The organism is Siphonobacter sp. SORGH_AS_0500 (assembly GCF_031453245.1).
Taxonomy (GTDB): Bacteria; Bacteroidota; Bacteroidia; order Cytophagales; family Spirosomataceae; genus Siphonobacter.
On the sequence record NZ_JAVIYT010000001.1, the window covers coordinates 3,410,027 to 3,428,199 of the forward strand.

The window sequence follows — 18,173 nt, forward strand, 5'->3', positions numbered from 1 at the left end:
ATCAGCTATTTTTCTGCCTGATTTCTACCCAAATGTAGGGCAAACGAAAACCATTTTCCAATTTTTAAGTGAATTATTTTATCAAATATTTAAAATTAAGTTTTAATATTTTGATTTTCAATTACTTAATTATTTAATTTTTCAACTGAATTTCTACCCAATAGAGGGCATTTATAACGTCTCAATTTCAATTATTATGACGACAGTAAACGATAGAATCGCCGAATTGGTCAAAGCGTTGAGAATGAATAACAATTCGTTCGGAAAAAGCTTAGGCAGAAATAGCACCACTATTACAAATGTTACAGAAGGAAGAAGCAAACCCGGTTTTGAAATTCTGGAAGATATTTTAAATAAGTACCCGGAAGTTAACCCGACTTGGTTAATGAAAGGAACCGGCGAAATGTTTCAAAAGCCTGTAACGGTTAAGGCTAACGGCGGCAGTGATTTGGAATCTGAACTAAGGGAAAGAATTAAGCTTCAAAATGAAACTATCGAAGCTTTGCAATACACTGTAGAATTGCAAAAGCGGCTACTTAGTAGCGGTGACATGGGAAAGCTTGAGGGTGTCTTGTTTGACCGCTTACCAGTTGGAAACCCTTTTTTTTTGGGCCTTCCCACTGGCATAGTTACAGGCACCCCCGTTAGTCTTCGTGGCTAATATGGTCTTACTCAGTTAATTAACCGTTACCCTCAGGGCTCCTCACCCTCTGCTAAAAGCCTGATTATCAATTAGATAATCAGGCTTTTTTCATTTCTGGTCACGCTTTAGTCACTCTACTTTAATAATACATCGCGATTAATATAGCTCCGTACAACTATTTAAAATTGCGGAAGACTTAGCAAATTGTCTCTTCGAGTAGAATCAGGTTTTGTCTTTATATATTCATTTCCATATGCACTTTTTTGATAAGTGACAATAGCTTTTTCACTTCCGGCTTGTACATAAAATTCGTAGCCTTGCTTTATGTAGTAGATAACTGTAGATACAGGATATTCAAAAACACCATTTGAATTAGTCCCTTTTACATGAGTTATGTGTTCTACGCTACTGTCTACGTTTGGCTTTCTGATGTGAGTGATACGATTTGACATAAGATGTTATAATTAGTTTACATTGATTAATTGCCTTTTCTTCAGAAGGTTATCAACTAAAATCAGTTTTTTTGTACTCTTCCCATATAGATTTCCCGGTCGCGTAACCGAATCGTATTTTGCAATCCTTTTACTTTAAAAGTCACATCCAAAGGTTTGGCATCCATTATTGTATTTTGACCAACGACGAACGTTCCATTCCATTTGCATTTTGGCAAACTCGTACAATTGGGTGACGGTTCTGTTTAGCCGTTAGTTCATCGTTATTTACCCACGTTTTCCCACCTTCCAGAGAGATTTCAGGTGTTAGAGATTCAGGTTTACCCGTCCGCACGTCGTTTGCTAAAGAAGCCCTATAAAATCCACTCATTAACGCTTCATCTGGTGCTAGATTCAAACCATGCGTTGCCCCTTTCCAGTTAATTAGCCCCTTACCGCCGCTGAAAAGCAGAAAGATAGTTACCTCTACAGAAGCAAAACCACAGGAAGCTCCGCCAGTAACTTACTTCAGCGATAACGCACCCAAAGACAAAATGCTTTGTATAATTCAGTCACTCAGGATGCTTATCAGTATTACAAGGCATAGAAAGGAGCAGGAACAGGCACGTACCTCACCACTTTTCTTCTATCCGAGTGGGAGGCTTAATTACAGCTATTGCTACTTCATCCACTCCTCCCAAGGAACAAAACCTAATGTACCCAGATCATGAACTTTGGAAAACCGGAAGTTATCAAAGCGGCTACAAAAACGAAGCAGGTAAAATTAAGCGTCGTAAAGTCTGGAAGAATTTTGACTACCTGGGTTGGGGTCATCATGGTGACATCAGCTTTGTATACCGATAAACTGCTGTTACAAGGCTATTAGCTTGGTATGACCCTGATAGATCTATCAGGGTTTTATTATTACGATTTTGTATTTAAAAAATTCTCATTTTTTCTGATAACCTCTCCCACTGTTCAGACATATTATTAAAAGTTCAATCTGATAACCCTATGCGTATTTATATATTACTTCTACTTTTCTCTTTTGCTTTCATTTTTCCTGTAAAAAAGACCCTGAGCCACCTGTCGCCAAATTCACATTTGCCAATAACAACTGTGAAGGACCTTGTGAGGTAACCTTTATTAATGAGTCTGAAAATGCAGATCAGTTTGGATGGGATTTTGGCGATGGTATTAAATCTACTGATAAGAATCCACGTCATGCCTATGCAAAGGGAGGGAAATATGCAGTAACGCTTTCGGCTATTGGAAAAGGTGGTACCATGACTTTTACAGATACCATTACTATTAAAAATTCTAAACCCAATGCCGATTTCGACATTCAATAATTAACCGAAGGCCAAATTAAGGTAAGTAGTAAAGGAGAATCGTCTACTACTTATCAATGGACTTTTGGTGATGGAGGCACGGGCTCTGGCTCGACAATAAATTATACCTATAAAGCAAACGGCACTTTCACAATCGTCCTAACGGCCACGGGACCAGGTGGTCAATCCACAGCCACCAAGACCGTAACAATTACTAGTATTTCGAAACCAAGTGCTGATTTTGGCGTAGAGTATATGGCCAATGGAGAAGTAAGATTAGTAAGCAAGTTTGGCAGCTCAACAACCTATCAGTGGAATTTTGGTGATGGTAGCATAGGTTCAGGACCAGACCCCTATCATACATATAAGAATAATGGTAACTATACAGTTACGCTAACGGCAACAGGCCCTGGCGGTCAATCTACCAGTTATAAGACCGTTCAGATCAATAATATTTCTACAACTGGTCAGGGAATTATATATCTGACGAGAAATGGTTTAGGTACCGTAGATGTGTATATCGGCGGTTCCTATGAAGGTAGAATTACCGTGTATTACAGCAGTTCTACTCCTGACTGCGGGGATAATGGTAATGTAACTATTAATAAAACGGCCGGAGTATACAATGTTACAGCAAAGGCTGTAAACGGATCAGCTCAATGGGGTGGGACTATTACTATATCAAATGGAAAATGTAGTAAGTTAGGGTTGAATTAACCCAAATCATATATATAATACTAACAATATGACATCAATTCAAAAGTTCTGCAAAATTTTAAGAGATAGGTCGTTGGAAAATAGAGAAGCAGGTCAGATACTATTTGAAAGACAATTATATGGTCAACTATTGTCAATCATAAGGCAAGAACTTGACTCTCAAGTTAGAATTATTTTTATAGCAAATAATGATACAGAAACTCGAGAACACTATATTAATCAAACCTTATGTAATGAAAGATGGACTAGACCTAATTCCTCAGCCAAAATAACTGACAAACAAATGGTAGATTTTGCAAATAACTTAAATTATTGGACTCAATCTGTATATAAACTAGGTTGTGCATTTATCCATCTTTCTCCTTTAGCAATCTACAAAGATGAAAACCCCTTTTCTAATCTAAAGCCTCATGAGATAGAAGATATAAAGCAGCACCTTCATGAGTATCATGGATTTTCTTTAGCAGATGATTTGACGTTAGAAAATACCAAAGGTTATTTATTATTAGTTTTAAATAAAATATCCAATGACCTAAATAATAGAATCACATCTTTGGAAAACAGTTCTGTATCATGAATTAAATAATTATAATATGAAAATTGAAAGTATTAAATTAAGAATTGATGAATTAATTAGTTTAGGTAATAATCTATTATCTACTACAAATTCAGATGATTTCAGATCATCCGTTTCTACTGAACTCTACAATGAATTCAGGTCATCTTCATTATCTTTTTTAAAAAATGTTTTTGGAATAGAGCATCCTTTTTTTGAAGAATTCAAAAATGATGTAAGAGACTCCACTTTATATTACACAGAAGTTGGTAAAGGTATACTAAGAGCTGCTAGAGAAGAAATATACGGAGGATGGTTGTTCACTGTAAAAGAGCTAGTATCAGCAGAAATATTTTCAGATTTCTTAGAAATGTCCGAATATTTACTGCAAGAGAACTACAAAGATCCAGCCGCAGTAATGGCCGGAAGTGTATTAGAAGAACATCTTCGTCAACTATGTATAAAAAATTCTATCCCAACAGAAATTGTAAAAGATGGTAGACCTATACATAAAAAAGCGGATCTAATGAATTCCGAACTTGGAAGTACTAATGTATATACCAAACTTGACCAAAAAAGCATAGTATCATGGCTTGACTTAAGAAATAAAGCAGCACACGGGAAATTTACAGAATATACTAAAGACCAAGTATATTTAATGTTACAAGGCATAACAAACTTTATTTCACGAACTACTTGATAGTTTTATAAAAAAACTATATTCTGTCAATAAGTACACCTATAACAAATTAATTCAGAAATTCATGCCAGATATCAAAACATTAAATCTGTATCCAATTGATTATCCTTTTGAAACATTAGTTTCAAGATCTAATACTAATCCACCTAAATTAATATTAAACCCTGATTTTCAGAGAAAATACAAATGGGATAAAGAAGGAAATGAAAGAGGATCTAAATTTATAGAATCATGTTTAATGAGAATTCCACTACCAGCATGCTATTTTGCTGAAAATGAAAAGGGTAATCATGATGTTATTGATGGAGTTCAAAGAATAACAACTATAAAAAGGTTTTTCAATGATGAATTTAAACTTGAAGGATTAACAGTATTTAAAGAATTGAATAACAAGTATTTTTCTGAACTTGGAGAATTTAGAAGTGAATTGGAAAGCACTACAATTAGATGCATCATTTTAAGAAAGGAAAATCCAAAAGAACTAACTAAAGAAATATTTGCTAGATTAAATCAAGGTGCTGTTCAATTATCACCTCAAGAAATAAGACATGCTATATTTCCAGGCAGTTTGGATATATTACTAACAGAATTATCTAAAATAGATTATGTCAATACTTTCGGAAATGGCGTATCTGGGGTTACCGAAAAAGACAGCCGAGAGCCCGAAGAAATGGTATTAAGATTTTTTGCTCTTCAGACTAATTTATCTGACTATGAAGATAAGTTATCTAAATATCTAGATAACTACATGGAAGCCAATCAAAATTTACCAAAAGAAGATATTGATGTACTAAAAGAGAGTTTTACTTCAACCCTTGAGAAATGCCTATATGTATTTGAAGACAATCCATTTGTAGATACAACTAAAAGCAAAAAACGACAAAGTTTAGTCTATTATGATTTACTAATGTGGAGCTTCAAAGACTTAGATCTAGAATTCCTTAAGAAAAATAAAAGTGAAGTTATTATTAAATTTAATGAACTATGTAATGATTCAAAATTCACAAAGTCATTATCAGGAGGAACCCAACTAAAAAGTTCTATTTTAAAAAGAAGAGAACTTTGGAAAGAAAAACTATCTACACTACTATGATAAAAACACCCTATTTAGATACCTATCTAAAGCAGCTTCAACAACTAAAACATATAATTAACTCAATTAATAAAAGAATAATTAGCGAACCGGTTGATGATTTAATTTACGAAAACTCTAATTTTTTTAATAAATCATTTTTAGTCACAATGTGTGCATACCTAGAATCATATTTAAAAGATTCACTCATGGTCATTATAAATGAAATAAATTCAAGATTAATCACAGCAAAACTTCCTCATAATCTTATAAGATGGCATTTTCAAATTGATAAAGAATTAAAAGAAAATGAAATAAAATATGAGAATTTAAAAATAGGTATAAAAAAATCAGCTTGATGAATTTATATCAGGCAATCCTTTTAGAACCAAGTCCTTATTTAAAAAATTTGGAATTGATTTGGATAAAAATGATATTTTTAATATTCAAAAGGAAAGCGTTAATAATATTGTTAATAAAAGAAACAAAGTGCTACACCATAATGATGAGGCGTCTGACATTTCCAATCAAGATCTTCTAAGACATATTGATTCTTTAGTTGAGTATATGACTAACATTGATAAAATAGTATGTTTACATTTACAATAAGAGTTAGGCTAAGCGTTTAATACAATTAGCCTGACTCCTATATATTACTTAAGTCTATCAAGAACAACATACTACTGCCAGCTATATTAAGTCCATATTTTGCAATCTCATCTCCTACAATTACAGTATCTTGTCCTTGTCCATTATCCTCTTTTACCTAAAATTTCAATACAGAAACCTTCAAAACATACTAGAATTACACAACACCTACTTACTTAAACACCTGAACTTCCCTGATACTCATCTGTGCACCGGGCTGTTCTGGTCCATCGGGTTTAAGGGCTTTAATGTATATATACCTTGCGTTTACTACTCCTAAAGGCAACGATAATTCCGTTTTTAACTTCGCGTTGTCCATGCTTAGCCTTCTGGTCTTATCACTTCCATCCAGCGAGGTATAAATCTCCAGCTCAGTAGCGATGTTTTCGGGATAAAAAAACAGCTTTATCTGCCGGATCTCCGTCGATTCTAACAGGTCAATCCGGTAGGTATAGGCATATTCTCCCCCGCCTATCGCTACTGTGTTCATATCGCCATCCACGCCATTTTCAGGAAATAGAATTTCAGCACTCGGATTCAGAAGAGCTCCATTTTTATTGGACAGAAAGGCCACGGGCTTGCCTAAGGCCAGATTTTTACTGGTTTCTGAATCACGCCTGTATTTCAGAGCCAGCAGTGCTCCGTAGCCATCTTTCTTAACGGGGATGCGATCCCCCTGGGCGTTGAGAATGTATTTTTCTACGATCCGTACATCCGGGTTTTGAGGAACCACGGTAAGGGTATGGGCCCTGTAGGAGCCGGCCTCTTTAAATGCAATGAGGTAAGAATGCCCAGCTTCCAGCCGCGTTTCAGGAATTAGCAGATAATTAAAGCCCGCTTCTTTGACTACGGCTGATCCTTTAAAGACCAGCACAGGCTTATCCGTCGCGTATTCCTTAATCAGTATTTCGTGGCTGGTCTGCCCAGCATCAGGATGTCCAACTGCGGCCAGAGTTAGGTCCGAAGCTCCTACCACCACCCGCATTCCCCGAAAATACCCCAGCGTATCGATGCGGGATGTATAGTCTTTTGAGGAAGCAAATCCGGTGCTATATCCTTCCAGACTTTCGACTACCCTGGCTGGTCTTTGGGCTTCACGACTACTATTTCCGTTTTTACCAATAGCAACGGCTCTGATCATTTTTGAGACAGGGCGCTTACCCGTGAACATCCGGCTATTCTTTCCGGGTGTTTTCCCGTCTGTCGTATAAAAAATTCGGGTACCCCCCACGGCTTTTAGGGTCACCTGACCTCCCGCTTCTTGCAGCTCGGGAGCGGGCAACCAGGGCTGATTAGCTCTGACGAAGGCCCCGATTTTGGTAAGGGCTGCTCGGTACTCGGGAACAATGAAAGTACCATCCACTCGCACGGGCCAGTTCAGGGATACGGTAGCCCCATTGGCCCAGTTTCGTTTAATAAAATCGATTATTACCTCAGGGTCTTTAGCCGGAACGTTAGGCGTTCCCCGGCTGGGACTCCAGGCCCATTCCTTATCCAGTAAAATACTCGTTTCCGCCGCCATTTTTTTCCTGGCCGCCGGAAGATGCCCGACGCCAATCAACACGCTTTCCATCCGTGCTTCTCCCTCAAAAACAGCTACATCATTATAAGGGTAGTTTACCACTGAACCAAACGCACGAATACCAGGGTTCGATAGAAAGATAAAGTACGGGTTCTTAGTCCGAGCATAGGCAACAATTTTCTGCCAGTCAAACCAGCGAGGGTCTACGGTAAATAGTTCAGGTGTTGCTCCCACATCTACCCAGAGTCCATCCGCCCCCATGTCTACGAGTTCCCGGCACAAACCTATATTCATTGTACCCCAAGCGTCAAAATCAGTAGCAATCTTGGGATCCCAGGCGGCATAATCCGTATTATCTGGATTGCCTCCCTTATCAGGAGCAAAGTAACTGATGAACTTAATTCCCTTGTTATGGCAGGCAGTTATTAGCTCACCCACGTAATTTCGGGTCGTTTTCATTTCCCCATTCGTGGGCGTAGTCGAAGGCCACATTCGCCAGGCATCAAACGAATGTCCGGCATAGTTTAAAAACTTACCTCCCAAATTAACCGTTTCATTTACCCAGGTTTGAGCATCAAAGGCAGACATTCGGGCTTCCAATTTTCTTATTTTAGCCTGAATGGTGTCTTTGGGCATCGTCCAGGCACCCACGATTCGCGGTTCTGATAAAAACCCACAAGACACATTCACGCCAAATTTGGCCCGTTCATACCACTGAGCTCGGTAGGGTTCCGCTACCATTGTTAGCTTTTTAGAGGCGGATCGGTTCCCCGAAGTTACCTGTACCGTAAACGTGTACGTACCTTCTTTTTCAGGAGTACCCTGAATCCGGCCCTCTGTACTCAGGCTTAACCCATCCGGCAGGTGGCCCTGCGTGAGAATCCAGGAATAGTACTTACCTCCCTCCGCCCGAAGCTGAAAATAATCCTTACTGCCCGCTTCCGTCCAACTCTGGTAAGGCAAATGGTCTACAAAAGCCGGGTAAATAGCATTTCCACGATCCTTCCTATACGCGGTACTGGAGGTGGTGGTAATGGTCAACTGTGCCCACAGGGCAAGGGGCATTAAAGAAATTAGTAAACTCAGGAAAGCCTTCATTCGTTGCCGGCAATAAGGGTGGAACTAACGATAGAATTCGATAGGGCCTGTCTTGTGATCATTTCCCTGTTTTCAGGTATGTATAACCACGAGTAAAGTTTACAGTTTGAGCCAACGTGGTTCCTCCAGTGATGTTATCTTCTTATCTATTCATTCATTACAACGAAAGCGTACCTAAAATAATCCGCTTTAATCCGACCTCCCGTATTGATCTATGTTTGGCAAAGAAGCATACCTATCGGTTGTAAACCCTATAGCTCCTGGCGTATGAATGACTGAGAAACGTCGGCTTTCTAAATGCGTATATATTGACCTGAATGGTTCTAGTGAAGTAATTTTATAATAGTCCGCCAAGAGGTACATTCCTTTTGATCCACGGATCTCTGCATCATTAGTATTCTATCATGCCCGCGTATCATCTACTACATTAGCGATCCTCTTCCAACTGCTCTTGCGATCATAGAAAGCTTCAGCCAACACTAGCCAGGCTAGTGTTAGCTGGAGCTTTCGAAAAAATCATTTCAATGACGGTCCGAACGTTTGTGGTATTGCTGGTCAAGGAAGAACCCATTCCAGACGGCGTACCCGCTAAAAACATATCCATTAGCCGTCAAATACGCGTATATGGCGTTTTCAGCACACTTCTCCAGATCAAAACTATGCATTTCAATGACGATAAGTCTGGGACGATAAATTGATAAATCCAGGGATTGCAATACTTCCCAGTCATGGCCTTCTACGTCAATAGAAAGAAAATCTATGGTTTGCCCTGTTGGTAAATTTTCCTGCAAAAGATCTGTTAGCGTACGGGTTTTTAGTCGATGTTCAGCCACTACCTTCACCTTCTGATCCTTTTCCAACACGGTTACCGTTCGCTGATCAATCGTATTTAGCTCATGCATGTTATACTCGGTAAAGACCACTTCAGTCTCCGTATTAGAAACCGCAGCGTATAATGGAATGTCCTTTAAGCGAAGATTTCTGTGTTTTTCTACGAGGCTTTTATTCGCATCGATGGTAATTCCCCGCCAGCCTTTGCAGTAAAAGCCAAACGTATTAGAAAAATGTACAGGTTCGTTACTACCTACCTCTACATAAAATCCTGTAGTTACCTCCGGGAGCATATTGGCAATAATCCGATCCTCTCCCATCTGAGAGTAACTTAAAAATACGTCGTTTCTGAACAGCTTTCTGAAAAAATAAAAAGTAGACATCTGTAAGGCGTCCAGAAAAGGCAAATAATTAAAAAGTACTTTCACTTGATTGAAGTTCGACATGTTCGCAAGCTTTTAGAAAGGTAAGGGATTGAGTAAACGAGGGTTTATTGACCGTAGAATTTAACTTTTTATTTTAAAACGCTGTACTAGATCGCGTACTGCCTTTAGACGGAACGTGTCCACTATCGCCAACGTTTGCATACGAAAGATAAGTCGCACAGGTACAGAGAAATAATTTAGCAAATAAGCTGATAACATATAGGCGATTAATGTGGCTACAGAAGCTCCTACTGCTCCATAGGTAGGAATCAAGACCAGATTTAAGATCACATTTACAAGAGCTCCTATCAGCGTTTTATAAAGCATAAAGCGTTGATGTCCGTATAGTATAAACCAATTGGAAGTGCCTACGCCTAGAAAGACAAATACGCCTGCCCAGATATGCACAATCAAAATTTGAGCTACGCCTTCATACTGATTGCCAAACAATAGATTAACCAGTGTATCCGCAAAAAAGCAAGTCCCTACAGATATACTGATACTAATGAAAGCGAGTAAGGTAAGTAATTGCTGGTAACCCCTGTGGAAAGCGGCCTCGTCGCTGTTCTTTAGTTGAAGAATGGAAGGATAAAAGGAGGATACTAATGCGGTAGCAATAAAATACCAGACTTCAGATAAACGTAAGGCAGCACTATACCTGCCTAACTCAGCACTGTCTGCCAGGCTTTCAATCATAAACTGATCGGCCCGCATGTAAATAAAAATAAAAAATTCATTTACGATCAAGGGCCAGGACATTAACAACAAATGTTTGGCCAGAGAAAGATCAAAACGCCACTGCAATAAAGACTCTGAACGGTATCGGCTATAAAAAAACAACAAGAACAACGCTCCTAATAGAGCCTCCAGAAATATTAAAGCCGAAAAAACAATAAGGTTAGCCTGTGAGACTAATAGGTACGTACGAAGCAACGTTGAAAGAATAAAAGCAATGAACTTTGCTAATACGGAGCGGCGGGCCTGCACCTCGGCCTGAAAAAACAGATCAATGACATCTGAACTTTGAAAAACCAGCGTAGATGCGGAGAAAAGAATCATGTAGACTAGGGTGAGCTCTTTACAAAAGTAATAAGCAGCCACACCCACCAGCAGGTACGCAACCAACCCAGCCAGCAGTTTCAATACAAAGGCAGTGCCCAGTAATTCTTGTCTGGAGGCAGTTTTAGGGTTTATTAACTCTGTCACCACCACTGAGGTCAGCCCCAAGCTTGCCAGGGGTAAAAGAATAGCAGGAAACACCATGGCATAGTTTAACTGCCCAAATTGCTCAGGTCCCAGGTAACGAGCCAGCCAGACGCCAATAACCATGCCTGCCGCCATGCGGAAAATCCGATCAAAAAATATCCATCCGACACTGACTAAAGCCTTACTGATATTTTTGCCTAGTTTCGGTGACTTTACTTCCGTCATAAAGTTTATAATAGGTGCTTTTATCCCCTTTTCAAGTAGTTATCATTTACTTAAATGGAAGCATTACAGATATGTTATCTATTGTCTTTCAGTACATTATACAAGAAAACCTAAAACGGTATAATGGAAGAGACCTATCGCTTATCAAAGATAAGGTAGTCCATATAAATATACTGGCATCAGTGTTGAAGACCCGCACGAATGGGCTCAAGAGCACGTGATTCTCCTGATGAAATCAATAAATCAAAGAAGGTTGCCATGTAAGTTGCTTGTTCAGATTTTCGCAAAAATGGTATATTTTCTTAAATTCTTTCTCGTATCGCCAACGAATTTAATAATCATGTATCTATAAAATAAGTACATATACTCTAAACATAATTATTCATCGTGTTACTCCTATATCCTATCTGCCTGAAAGTCTGCGAGTTGACCAACCCAGAACCTACGCAAGAGTCATCAGTTGCTAAGAGCTATTTCTTTGACGTGAATCTCACAGAGATGCCTAGTATAAGTCTTATGATACTACCCGGTATTGTCTCCAGTCATTCTTACCTAAGATTTAATAAAGCATTTTCATACGTAGTTTTAATTCCATGATTTATACCTTTCTTGAAAAAATGTCATTTTATTCTCCATTCTCTGCTAATTAGCTATATGTTTGCTACTCAATTGTAAGCGAATGGATTCAACGCAACATCCAGATTGCCCCCGCTGCGATTCTTCGGACGTTACCAAATCGGGGGTTATTAAAGATCGGCAACGTTTTTTTTGTAAAGCTTGTCAGTATCACTTCACCGTAGACAAGTTAGGAAAAGGGATTAGTACGTATTACGTCATTAAGGCCTTGCAACTTTATATTGAAGGAGTTAGCTACCGAGAAATCGAGCGGCTACTCGGTGTCAGTCACGTTTCAGTGATGAACTGGGTAAAGAAGTACCAGATCAAAATCCCCAAGAATTCTGAGTATAAACCCACTTACAAAATCCTCAATCATAAGGAGCTGGCTGATTACTTTGCCAACCGCGAAAACCTGCGAAGCTCTGGCGTACTGGTTACCGAACTGGGCGATAAATTCATGCTCATTCGCTGGGAACGGTTCAAGGATTAACTTTATCAATCTTTCCCTTACCCTTCGTCGGCAATCTCTTACTGATCCTGGCGTACCTTTGCGGTTTAAATCGCAGCTCATGAACGAAAGATTGCGGGGTCAGTACCTGATTATCGTTAGTTTACTTTTTGCCCTCATTCTCAATTTCCCTTTATTATCGCTTTTTAACCGACCCATCCTCTGGCTCGGCATTCCCCTGCTCTACTGGTATCTGTTTATCGTATGGCTGGGGCTGGTAATTTTGATGTATTGGTACTGGACTCGCAGAAATCATGAATAGTGGCTGGGTAGTTATTGTCTCGGTCATGTATCTGGGACTTCTTTTCGGCATTGCTTACTGGGCTGAACGTTCTCAACCCGCCCGTCGCTGGGTTTCCAATCCCTGGATTTACTCGCTGTCGCTGAGCGTTTACTGTTCCGCCTGGGCCTATTATGGCTCCGTAGGGCGAGTGATCACCAACGGCGTAGAATTCCTCTCCACCTATTTAGGCCCTACCTTGACGGCCCCCCTGTGGTGGATTATTTTACGCAAAATCATCCGCATTTGTAAGGTACAACGCATCGCCACGCTGGCCGATTTTGTGGCTTCCAGGTATGGGAAATCCGCCAATTTGGGGGCTCTGGTCGCACTTTGCTGTCTGGTAGGGATCGTCCCTTACATTTCACTTCAGCTTAAAGCCATTTCTACGAGCTTTGCTGTACTAGCACAACTCCCTCAAAAAGAAGAACTTACCAGTAATTTAACCTTATATCTGGCCGTTGGATTAGGCTTGTTCGTGATCCTTTTCGGTACGCGAAAAATCGAAGCTACCGAACAACACGAAGGCATGGTAACGGCCATTGCTGCCGAGTCGCTGGTAAAGATGCTGGCCTTTTTACTCGTAGGCAGTTACGTTACCTTCGGCGTTTTTAATGGTTTTGGCGACATTTTCACGCAGGCTTCTCACAAACCCGAACTTCAAAAGCTCTTTACCATCGATCCCGAGGGCGGCTATGGTTCCTGGTTTTGGCATTTGTTGCTTTCTACCCTCAGCATTCTGTTGTTACCCCGCCAATTTCAAGTAGCCGTGGTTGAAAATACGGACGAGCGTCACCTCAACCGGGCGATCTGGTCGTTTCCGCTTTACATGCTGATTATCAACCTTTTCGTCTTACCCATCGCTTTTGGCGGAGCGATCCTGTTTCAGAATCAGGCCGTCAATGCAGATAATTATGTCTTAGCTATTCCGCTGTATTTTGATAAAGAATGGCTGGCTCTGATTACTTATCTGGGTGGTTTTTCGGCGGCTACGGGGATGGTCATTGTAGAAACCATTGCCTTGAGTACGATGCTCAGTAACAGCGTGTTGATGCCTTATGTCTTGACGCAACCCACCCTTCGCCGACGCATCGGGCCCAATCTGGGAAGCTTCCTGACCCGCTCCCGCCGGATTAGTATTCTGTTTTTGCTCGTCGCCGCTTATCTCTATTACTCCAAACTCGCCGGACGCTACCCCTTGGTGTCCATTGGTCAGGTGTCCTTTACCGCAGTAGCTCAGTTGGCTCCGGCTGTATTAGGAGGTATTTTCTGGAAACAGGGGAATCGATACGGAGCCACCGTTGGGTTGATTCTGGGCTTTACCCTTTGGTTTTATACCCTCGTGATTCCCATGCTGGCGGAAGCGGGTTTCTTCCCCATTTCGTTGAACACGCACGGCCCCTGGGGCGTGGAATTGCTGAAGCCTTCAGCTCTGTTTGGGCTGGAGGGTTTCGACCGAATATCCCACGCCATTTTCTGGAGTTTACTGGTTAATGTGCTGGCATATATATTGCTTTCGATTCGCTTTCCACAAACCTCCATGGAACACAATCAGGCGATTTTATTCGTGGACATTTTCAAATATTCCGAAGTAATCGAAAGCTCTACCATCTGGCGGGGAACGGCTTATATTCCTGATTTACAAAGCTTGTTGAGTCAATTTTTTGGTAAAGAACGAACGGCTCAGTTACTCGAACGCTTTGCCAGTGAGAACGAAATTGACCTCAACTGGCAACGGGCTTCGCCCCAATTGGTGAACTACGCTGAAAACCTGCTGGCCGGAGTGGTGGGTTCGGCTTCGGCTCGGTTAATGGTTGCCTCGGTAACGCTGGAAGAGAAAATTTCGGTGGATGAGGTCGTAGAAATTCTGAAGGAGTCGCAGGAGTTAATCCTCACCAACCGCCAGCTTCGCCAGCATCAAACCGAGCTGGAACGAGCCACGACGCAACTCCGTGAAGCTAACGAACAGATGGTACGGACGGATCGTTTGAAAGATGATTTTCTCACCACCGTTACCCACGAATTACGAACGCCTATTACGTCAATCAAGGCTCTAAGTGAAATTTTACAGGATAATCCTGAACTCGAAACCGACCAGCGGGATCATTTTCTAAACACCATTATTCGGGAGTCGGATCGATTAACCCGTCTCATTAGTCAGGTGCTGGATCTGGAAAAATACGAATCCGGGAAACAATCCCTTCGCACGGAAAGCGTTCAGATGCGAGAAGTGATTCGGGAAGCCATTGAGACGGTTGAACAACTGGCTCTGGATAAGTCGGTCAAACTGGAGGTGACGCTGGATGAAAACTTGCCCACTACGCAGGCAGATCGGGATAAAATCATGCAGGTACTCATTAACCTGCTTTCCAACGCTATCAAATATACGGAAGCCCACCGGGGAGTAATCCAACTCAGGGCCTACACCACTGATAAGAAGATTACTATTGAGGTACAGGATAACGGGCCCGGCATTGCTCTGGATTATCAGAAACTTATATTCGACAAGTTTTATCAGGCTGAAAATCAAACCATCCGCAAACCCAAAGGCAGCGGTTTGGGCTTAGCCATTACCAAAAAAATCATAGAATTGCATAGCGGAACGATTGCAGTACACAGCGAATCTGGTCACGGAGCCCTATTTATCGTGCAGTTACCCGTTCGCTCGGAGTGATTATCCTGAGTACTTACGCAAGGTTGCTTTCAGGGATGAATGAATGAACCTTGTTGGGCTTTTCCTGTTTTCCTAACGTACAGATGCGTGGTGAAGCCCCTCGTTAGTGAACAAACTTGCGTATATTTGAATTCAATCCGTAACTCCTTGACTCTATAAAACGAACCGAATCTCAACCCAACCATTGAGATTTTGTTGATGTGTGTTATGAAAATTCTGATTGTTGACGATGAACCGGGCATAGTCATGTCGCTGGAATTCCTGATGAAAAAGGAAGGTTACCAGGTGTACATTGCCCGTGACGGAGCCGAGGCTCTGGACATCATTCGCCAGGAAACGCCACACCTGGTTCTGCTGGACATCATGATGCCCAGCGTAGATGGCTATGAAGTATGCCGACAGGTAAAAGAATCCGAATCCTTACAGGAAACCAAAATCATTTTTCTGAGTGCCAAGAGTAAAGAAAGCGACATTGAAAAGGGCCTATCCTTCGGAGCTGATCTTTACCTGACCAAACCCTTCTCTACTCGTAACTTAATGGCCAAAGTTCAGGAACTTACGGCCTGTTAATGATATTTCTTCCCTTCGTTCCAGTCAAAAAAGCAATGGAATAGTACTCTTTTATCTATATTAAATTAGCTAGAAAAATCGCGTTTTTTTGATCACCTCCGCGATTGCTTGTACTTTAGCCGGACTAAGTACGTATTTTTCAAGTCCTCTAAAACGAGCTGTTAGCTATGAGTCACATCCCATTTCAACTGAAAAGCTTTGAAGACTATCAACGAACGTATAAGCAATCAGTTGAGGACCCTGAAGGTTTCTGGGCTGAAATTGCTTCCCATTTTTACTGGCGGAAACCCTGGGTTAAAACGCTTCAATGGAATTTTTCCGACCCGGATATTAAGTGGTTTACGGGTGGTAAATTAAATATTACTGAGAATGCTCTGGATCGTCACTTAGTAGAACGCGGCGATCAGACGGCCATACTTTGGGAACCCAACGATCCTCAGGAAGAATCGGTTAAAATATCCTATAAACAATTGCATCAGCGGGTTTGCCGTTTTGCGAACGTCCTGAAAAAACAGGGCGTGCAAAAAGGTGACCGCGTTTGTATTTACTTACCCATGGTGCCTGAGCTGGCCGTAGCCGTTCTGGCCTGTGCCCGTATCGGAGCCATCCATTCAGTCGTTTTTGGTGGTTTCTCGGCCCAATCCATTGCTGACCGTATCAATGATGCTCAGTGTAAGGTGGTCGTCACTTCGGATGGGGCCTACCGGGGTTCGAAGGAAATTGCCATGAAAGCTACCGTGGATGACGCTTTGGTAACCTGTCCTTCGGTAGAAACCGTATTGGTCATGACCCGTACCCGCACGCCAGTCTTCATGCTGAAAGGCCGGGATCGCTGGTGGGAGCAGGAAGAAAAATACGTTACCAACGATTGCCCCGCCGAAGAAATGAACGCTGAAGACACCCTGTTCATCCTTTACACTTCGGGATCTACGGGTAAGCCCAAAGGCGTGGTGCATACCTGCGGTGGGTATATGGTGTACGCTTCGTACACTTTTGCCAACGTCTTTCAGTACCAACCCGGCGACATTCATTTCTGTACGGCAGACATCGGCTGGATTACCGGACATAGTTACATTGTTTACGGTCCGCTTTGCTGCGGTGCCACGAGCTTAATGTTCGAAGGGGTACCGACCTATCCCGATGCCGGACGTTTCTGGGATATCGTTGATAAGCATAAGGTTAACATTCTCTACACGGCTCCAACGGCCATTCGTTCGCTGATGGGCTTTGGCTTACAATATGTCGAAGACAAAGACCTTTCGAGCCTGACGAAGTTAGGTTCCGTGGGTGAGCCGATTAATGAAGAAGCCTGGCGTTGGTTCCACGATCATATTGGTAAGGGAAAAACGCCCATTGCCGATACCTGGTGGCAAACCGAAACGGGCGGAATCATGATTTCGCCACTGGCGGGTATTACCCCCGAAAAGCCAACTTATGCGACTTTGCCCTTACCCGGTGTGCAACCGATTCTGGTGGACGAAAACGGGAAGGAAATTGAAGGGAACGGCGTTTCGGGTAACCTTTGCATTAAATTCCCCTGGCCCGGTATTCTCCGAACTACTTACGGCGACCACGAACGTTGCAAGCAAACGTATTTCAGCACGTATCCCAATTTATACTTTACGGGCGACGGCTGTCTCCGCGATGAAGACGGTTATTACCGCATTACGGGTCGGGTTGATGACGTACTGAATGTATCGGGTCACCGAATCGGAACGGCTGAGGTAGAAAATGCCATTAACATGCACCTTGGCGTGGTGGAAAGTGCCGTGGTGGGTTATCCGCACGACATCAAAGGCCAAGGCATCTACGCTTATATCATTACGGAAGAACCGCTGGATAACGCCGACCTGACCCGTCGGGACATTCTGGCTACGGTTTCCCGCGTGATTGGGCCGATTGCGAAACCGGATAAAATTCAGTTCGTAACGGGCTTACCTAAAACTCGCTCGGGTAAAATCATGCGTCGAATTCTGCGGAAGATTGCCGAAGGAGATATCTCTAATTTAGGCGATACATCTACGCTGCTCGATCCCGCAGTAGTCGATGAGATTAAAAACGGAGCTTTATAATACATGACAACTTCCCGAAAGTGTAAAAACTTTCGGGAAGTTCTTT

General features: G+C 41.7%; 18 protein-coding genes and 1 pseudogene. 15 read left to right on the forward strand and 4 right to left on the reverse strand.

Annotation, left to right across the window (positions count from 1 at the left end; all coding sequences use genetic code 11):
- Positions 1 to 196: 196 nt before the first annotated feature.
- On the forward strand, positions 197 to 661 hold the full coding sequence (locus tag QE357_RS14670; RefSeq protein ID WP_309708854.1) for a hypothetical protein: 465 nt from the start codon (positions 197 to 199) through the stop codon (positions 659 to 661).
- A gap of 161 nt (positions 662 to 822) precedes the next feature.
- On the opposite strand, the gene QE357_RS14675 is transcribed toward QE357_RS14670, so the two are convergent.
- Positions 823 to 1,095, reverse strand: coding sequence for a DUF3892 domain-containing protein (locus QE357_RS14675; RefSeq protein WP_307140750.1), 273 nt, complete (start codon positions 1,093 to 1,095; stop codon positions 823 to 825).
- Between the two features lie 706 nt (positions 1,096 to 1,801).
- Between QE357_RS14675 and QE357_RS14680 the strand changes: the two genes are divergently transcribed.
- The 9 genes and pseudogenes from QE357_RS14680 (at position 1,802) to QE357_RS25045 (ending at position 6,059) form a co-directional block, all read left to right on the forward strand.
- The gene (locus QE357_RS14680; RefSeq protein WP_309708862.1) at positions 1,802 to 1,960 is read left to right on the forward strand and encodes a hypothetical protein; all 159 of its coding nucleotides are present in this window, start codon (positions 1,802 to 1,804) and stop codon (positions 1,958 to 1,960) included.
- A 142-nt stretch (positions 1,961 to 2,102) separates the two neighbouring features.
- The gene (locus QE357_RS25035) at positions 2,103 to 2,426 is read left to right on the forward strand and encodes a PKD domain-containing protein (RefSeq protein ID WP_409050268.1); all 324 of its coding nucleotides are present in this window, start codon (positions 2,103 to 2,105) and stop codon (positions 2,424 to 2,426) included.
- 15 nt (positions 2,427 to 2,441) lie between these two features.
- Positions 2,442 to 2,609: pseudogene (locus QE357_RS25040) on the forward strand (PKD domain-containing protein); the annotation flags it as partial.
- Positions 2,610 to 2,660: 51 nt separating this feature from the next.
- Positions 2,661 to 3,122, forward strand: coding sequence for a PKD domain-containing protein (locus tag QE357_RS14685; protein WP_309708865.1), 462 nt, complete (start codon positions 2,661 to 2,663; stop codon positions 3,120 to 3,122).
- Between the two features lie 28 nt (positions 3,123 to 3,150).
- The gene (locus QE357_RS14690; RefSeq protein ID WP_309708868.1) at positions 3,151 to 3,699 is read left to right on the forward strand and encodes a hypothetical protein; all 549 of its coding nucleotides are present in this window, start codon (positions 3,151 to 3,153) and stop codon (positions 3,697 to 3,699) included.
- A gap of 16 nt (positions 3,700 to 3,715) precedes the next feature.
- The gene (locus QE357_RS14695; protein WP_309708871.1) at positions 3,716 to 4,378 is read left to right on the forward strand and encodes a hypothetical protein; all 663 of its coding nucleotides are present in this window, start codon (positions 3,716 to 3,718) and stop codon (positions 4,376 to 4,378) included.
- Between the two features lie 64 nt (positions 4,379 to 4,442).
- Positions 4,443 to 5,471 (forward strand): DUF262 domain-containing protein, encoded by a 1,029-nt coding sequence (locus tag QE357_RS14700; protein ID WP_309708874.1) that lies wholly within the window; start codon positions 4,443 to 4,445, stop codon positions 5,469 to 5,471.
- Positions 5,468 to 5,809 (forward strand): HEPN domain-containing protein, encoded by a 342-nt coding sequence (locus QE357_RS14705; RefSeq protein ID WP_309708877.1) that lies wholly within the window; start codon positions 5,468 to 5,470, stop codon positions 5,807 to 5,809. Before QE357_RS14700 ends, QE357_RS14705 begins: the two co-directional genes overlap by 4 nt.
- A 7-nt stretch (positions 5,810 to 5,816) precedes the next feature.
- Complete coding sequence (locus QE357_RS25045; RefSeq protein ID WP_409050269.1) at positions 5,817 to 6,059, forward strand: HEPN domain-containing protein; 243 nt, start codon at positions 5,817 to 5,819, stop codon at positions 6,057 to 6,059.
- 211 nt (positions 6,060 to 6,270) lie between these two features.
- On the opposite strand, the gene QE357_RS14710 is transcribed toward QE357_RS25045, so the two are convergent.
- From QE357_RS14710 to QE357_RS14720, 3 genes are all read right to left on the reverse strand, one after another.
- Entirely contained in the window at positions 6,271 to 8,718 is a 2,448-nt protein-coding gene (locus tag QE357_RS14710) for an alpha-L-fucosidase (RefSeq protein WP_309708881.1), read from the reverse strand.
- Positions 8,719 to 9,239: 521 nt separating this feature from the next.
- Positions 9,240 to 9,995: an FkbM family methyltransferase gene (locus tag QE357_RS14715; protein WP_106635719.1), complete on the reverse strand. Its 756-nt coding sequence runs from the start codon at positions 9,993 to 9,995 to the stop codon at positions 9,240 to 9,242.
- A 60-nt stretch (positions 9,996 to 10,055) separates the two neighbouring features.
- Positions 10,056 to 11,405 (reverse strand): flippase, encoded by a 1,350-nt coding sequence (locus QE357_RS14720; protein ID WP_106635718.1) that lies wholly within the window; start codon positions 11,403 to 11,405, stop codon positions 10,056 to 10,058.
- Between the two features lie 679 nt (positions 11,406 to 12,084).
- Here QE357_RS14720 and QE357_RS14725 point away from each other — a divergent pair.
- The 5 genes from QE357_RS14725 (at position 12,085) to acs (ending at position 18,127) form a co-directional block, all read left to right on the forward strand.
- Positions 12,085 to 12,513: a helix-turn-helix domain-containing protein gene (locus QE357_RS14725; RefSeq protein ID WP_106635717.1), complete on the forward strand. Its 429-nt coding sequence runs from the start codon at positions 12,085 to 12,087 to the stop codon at positions 12,511 to 12,513.
- A 79-nt stretch (positions 12,514 to 12,592) separates the two neighbouring features.
- Positions 12,593 to 12,793, forward strand: coding sequence for a hypothetical protein (locus tag QE357_RS14730; protein WP_307140754.1), 201 nt, complete (start codon positions 12,593 to 12,595; stop codon positions 12,791 to 12,793).
- Positions 12,786 to 15,485 (forward strand): sensor histidine kinase, encoded by a 2,700-nt coding sequence (locus QE357_RS14735; protein WP_309708887.1) that lies wholly within the window; start codon positions 12,786 to 12,788, stop codon positions 15,483 to 15,485. The genes QE357_RS14730 and QE357_RS14735 overlap by 8 nt, the downstream gene beginning before the upstream one ends.
- Positions 15,486 to 15,692: 207 nt before the next feature.
- Entirely contained in the window at positions 15,693 to 16,055 is a 363-nt protein-coding gene (locus QE357_RS14740) for a response regulator transcription factor (protein WP_106635715.1), read from the forward strand.
- 167 nt (positions 16,056 to 16,222) lie between these two features.
- Positions 16,223 to 18,127, forward strand: coding sequence for an acetate--CoA ligase (gene acs, locus QE357_RS14745; protein ID WP_309708890.1), 1,905 nt, complete (start codon positions 16,223 to 16,225; stop codon positions 18,125 to 18,127).
- The last annotated feature ends 46 nt before the right edge of the window (positions 18,128 to 18,173 follow it).

What these genes read in the sequence shown, in the direction of transcription:
- QE357_RS14700 (WP_309708874.1), top strand. Translation starts at nt 4,443, where the DNA reads ATGCCAGATATCAAAACATTAAATCTGTATCCAATTGATTATCCTTTT.
- QE357_RS14715 (WP_106635719.1), bottom strand. Translation starts at nt 9,995, where the DNA reads ATGTCGAACTTCAATCAAGTGAAAGTACTTTTTAATTATTTGCCTTTT.
- acs (WP_309708890.1), top strand. Translation starts at nt 16,223, where the DNA reads ATGAGTCACATCCCATTTCAACTGAAAAGCTTTGAAGACTATCAACGA.
- QE357_RS14690 (WP_309708868.1), top strand. Translation starts at nt 3,151, where the DNA reads ATGACATCAATTCAAAAGTTCTGCAAAATTTTAAGAGATAGGTCGTTG.
- QE357_RS14695 (WP_309708871.1), top strand. Translation starts at nt 3,716, where the DNA reads ATGAAAATTGAAAGTATTAAATTAAGAATTGATGAATTAATTAGTTTA.
- QE357_RS14685 (WP_309708865.1), top strand. Translation starts at nt 2,661, where the DNA reads ATGGCCAATGGAGAAGTAAGATTAGTAAGCAAGTTTGGCAGCTCAACA.
- QE357_RS14735 (WP_309708887.1), top strand. Translation starts at nt 12,786, where the DNA reads ATGAATAGTGGCTGGGTAGTTATTGTCTCGGTCATGTATCTGGGACTT.
- QE357_RS14740 (WP_106635715.1), top strand. Translation starts at nt 15,693, where the DNA reads ATGAAAATTCTGATTGTTGACGATGAACCGGGCATAGTCATGTCGCTG.
- QE357_RS14680 (WP_309708862.1), top strand. Translation starts at nt 1,802, where the DNA reads ATGAACTTTGGAAAACCGGAAGTTATCAAAGCGGCTACAAAAACGAAG.
- QE357_RS14710 (WP_309708881.1), bottom strand. Translation starts at nt 8,718, where the DNA reads ATGAAGGCTTTCCTGAGTTTACTAATTTCTTTAATGCCCCTTGCCCTG.
- QE357_RS14705 (WP_309708877.1), top strand. Translation starts at nt 5,468, where the DNA reads ATGATAAAAACACCCTATTTAGATACCTATCTAAAGCAGCTTCAACAA.
- QE357_RS14670 (WP_309708854.1), top strand. Translation starts at nt 197, where the DNA reads ATGACGACAGTAAACGATAGAATCGCCGAATTGGTCAAAGCGTTGAGA.
- QE357_RS14720 (WP_106635718.1), bottom strand. Translation starts at nt 11,405, where the DNA reads ATGACGGAAGTAAAGTCACCGAAACTAGGCAAAAATATCAGTAAGGCT.
- QE357_RS14730 (WP_307140754.1), top strand. Translation starts at nt 12,593, where the DNA reads ATGAACGAAAGATTGCGGGGTCAGTACCTGATTATCGTTAGTTTACTT.
- QE357_RS14725 (WP_106635717.1), top strand. Translation starts at nt 12,085, where the DNA reads ATGGATTCAACGCAACATCCAGATTGCCCCCGCTGCGATTCTTCGGAC.
- QE357_RS14675 (WP_307140750.1), bottom strand. Translation starts at nt 1,095, where the DNA reads ATGTCAAATCGTATCACTCACATCAGAAAGCCAAACGTAGACAGTAGC.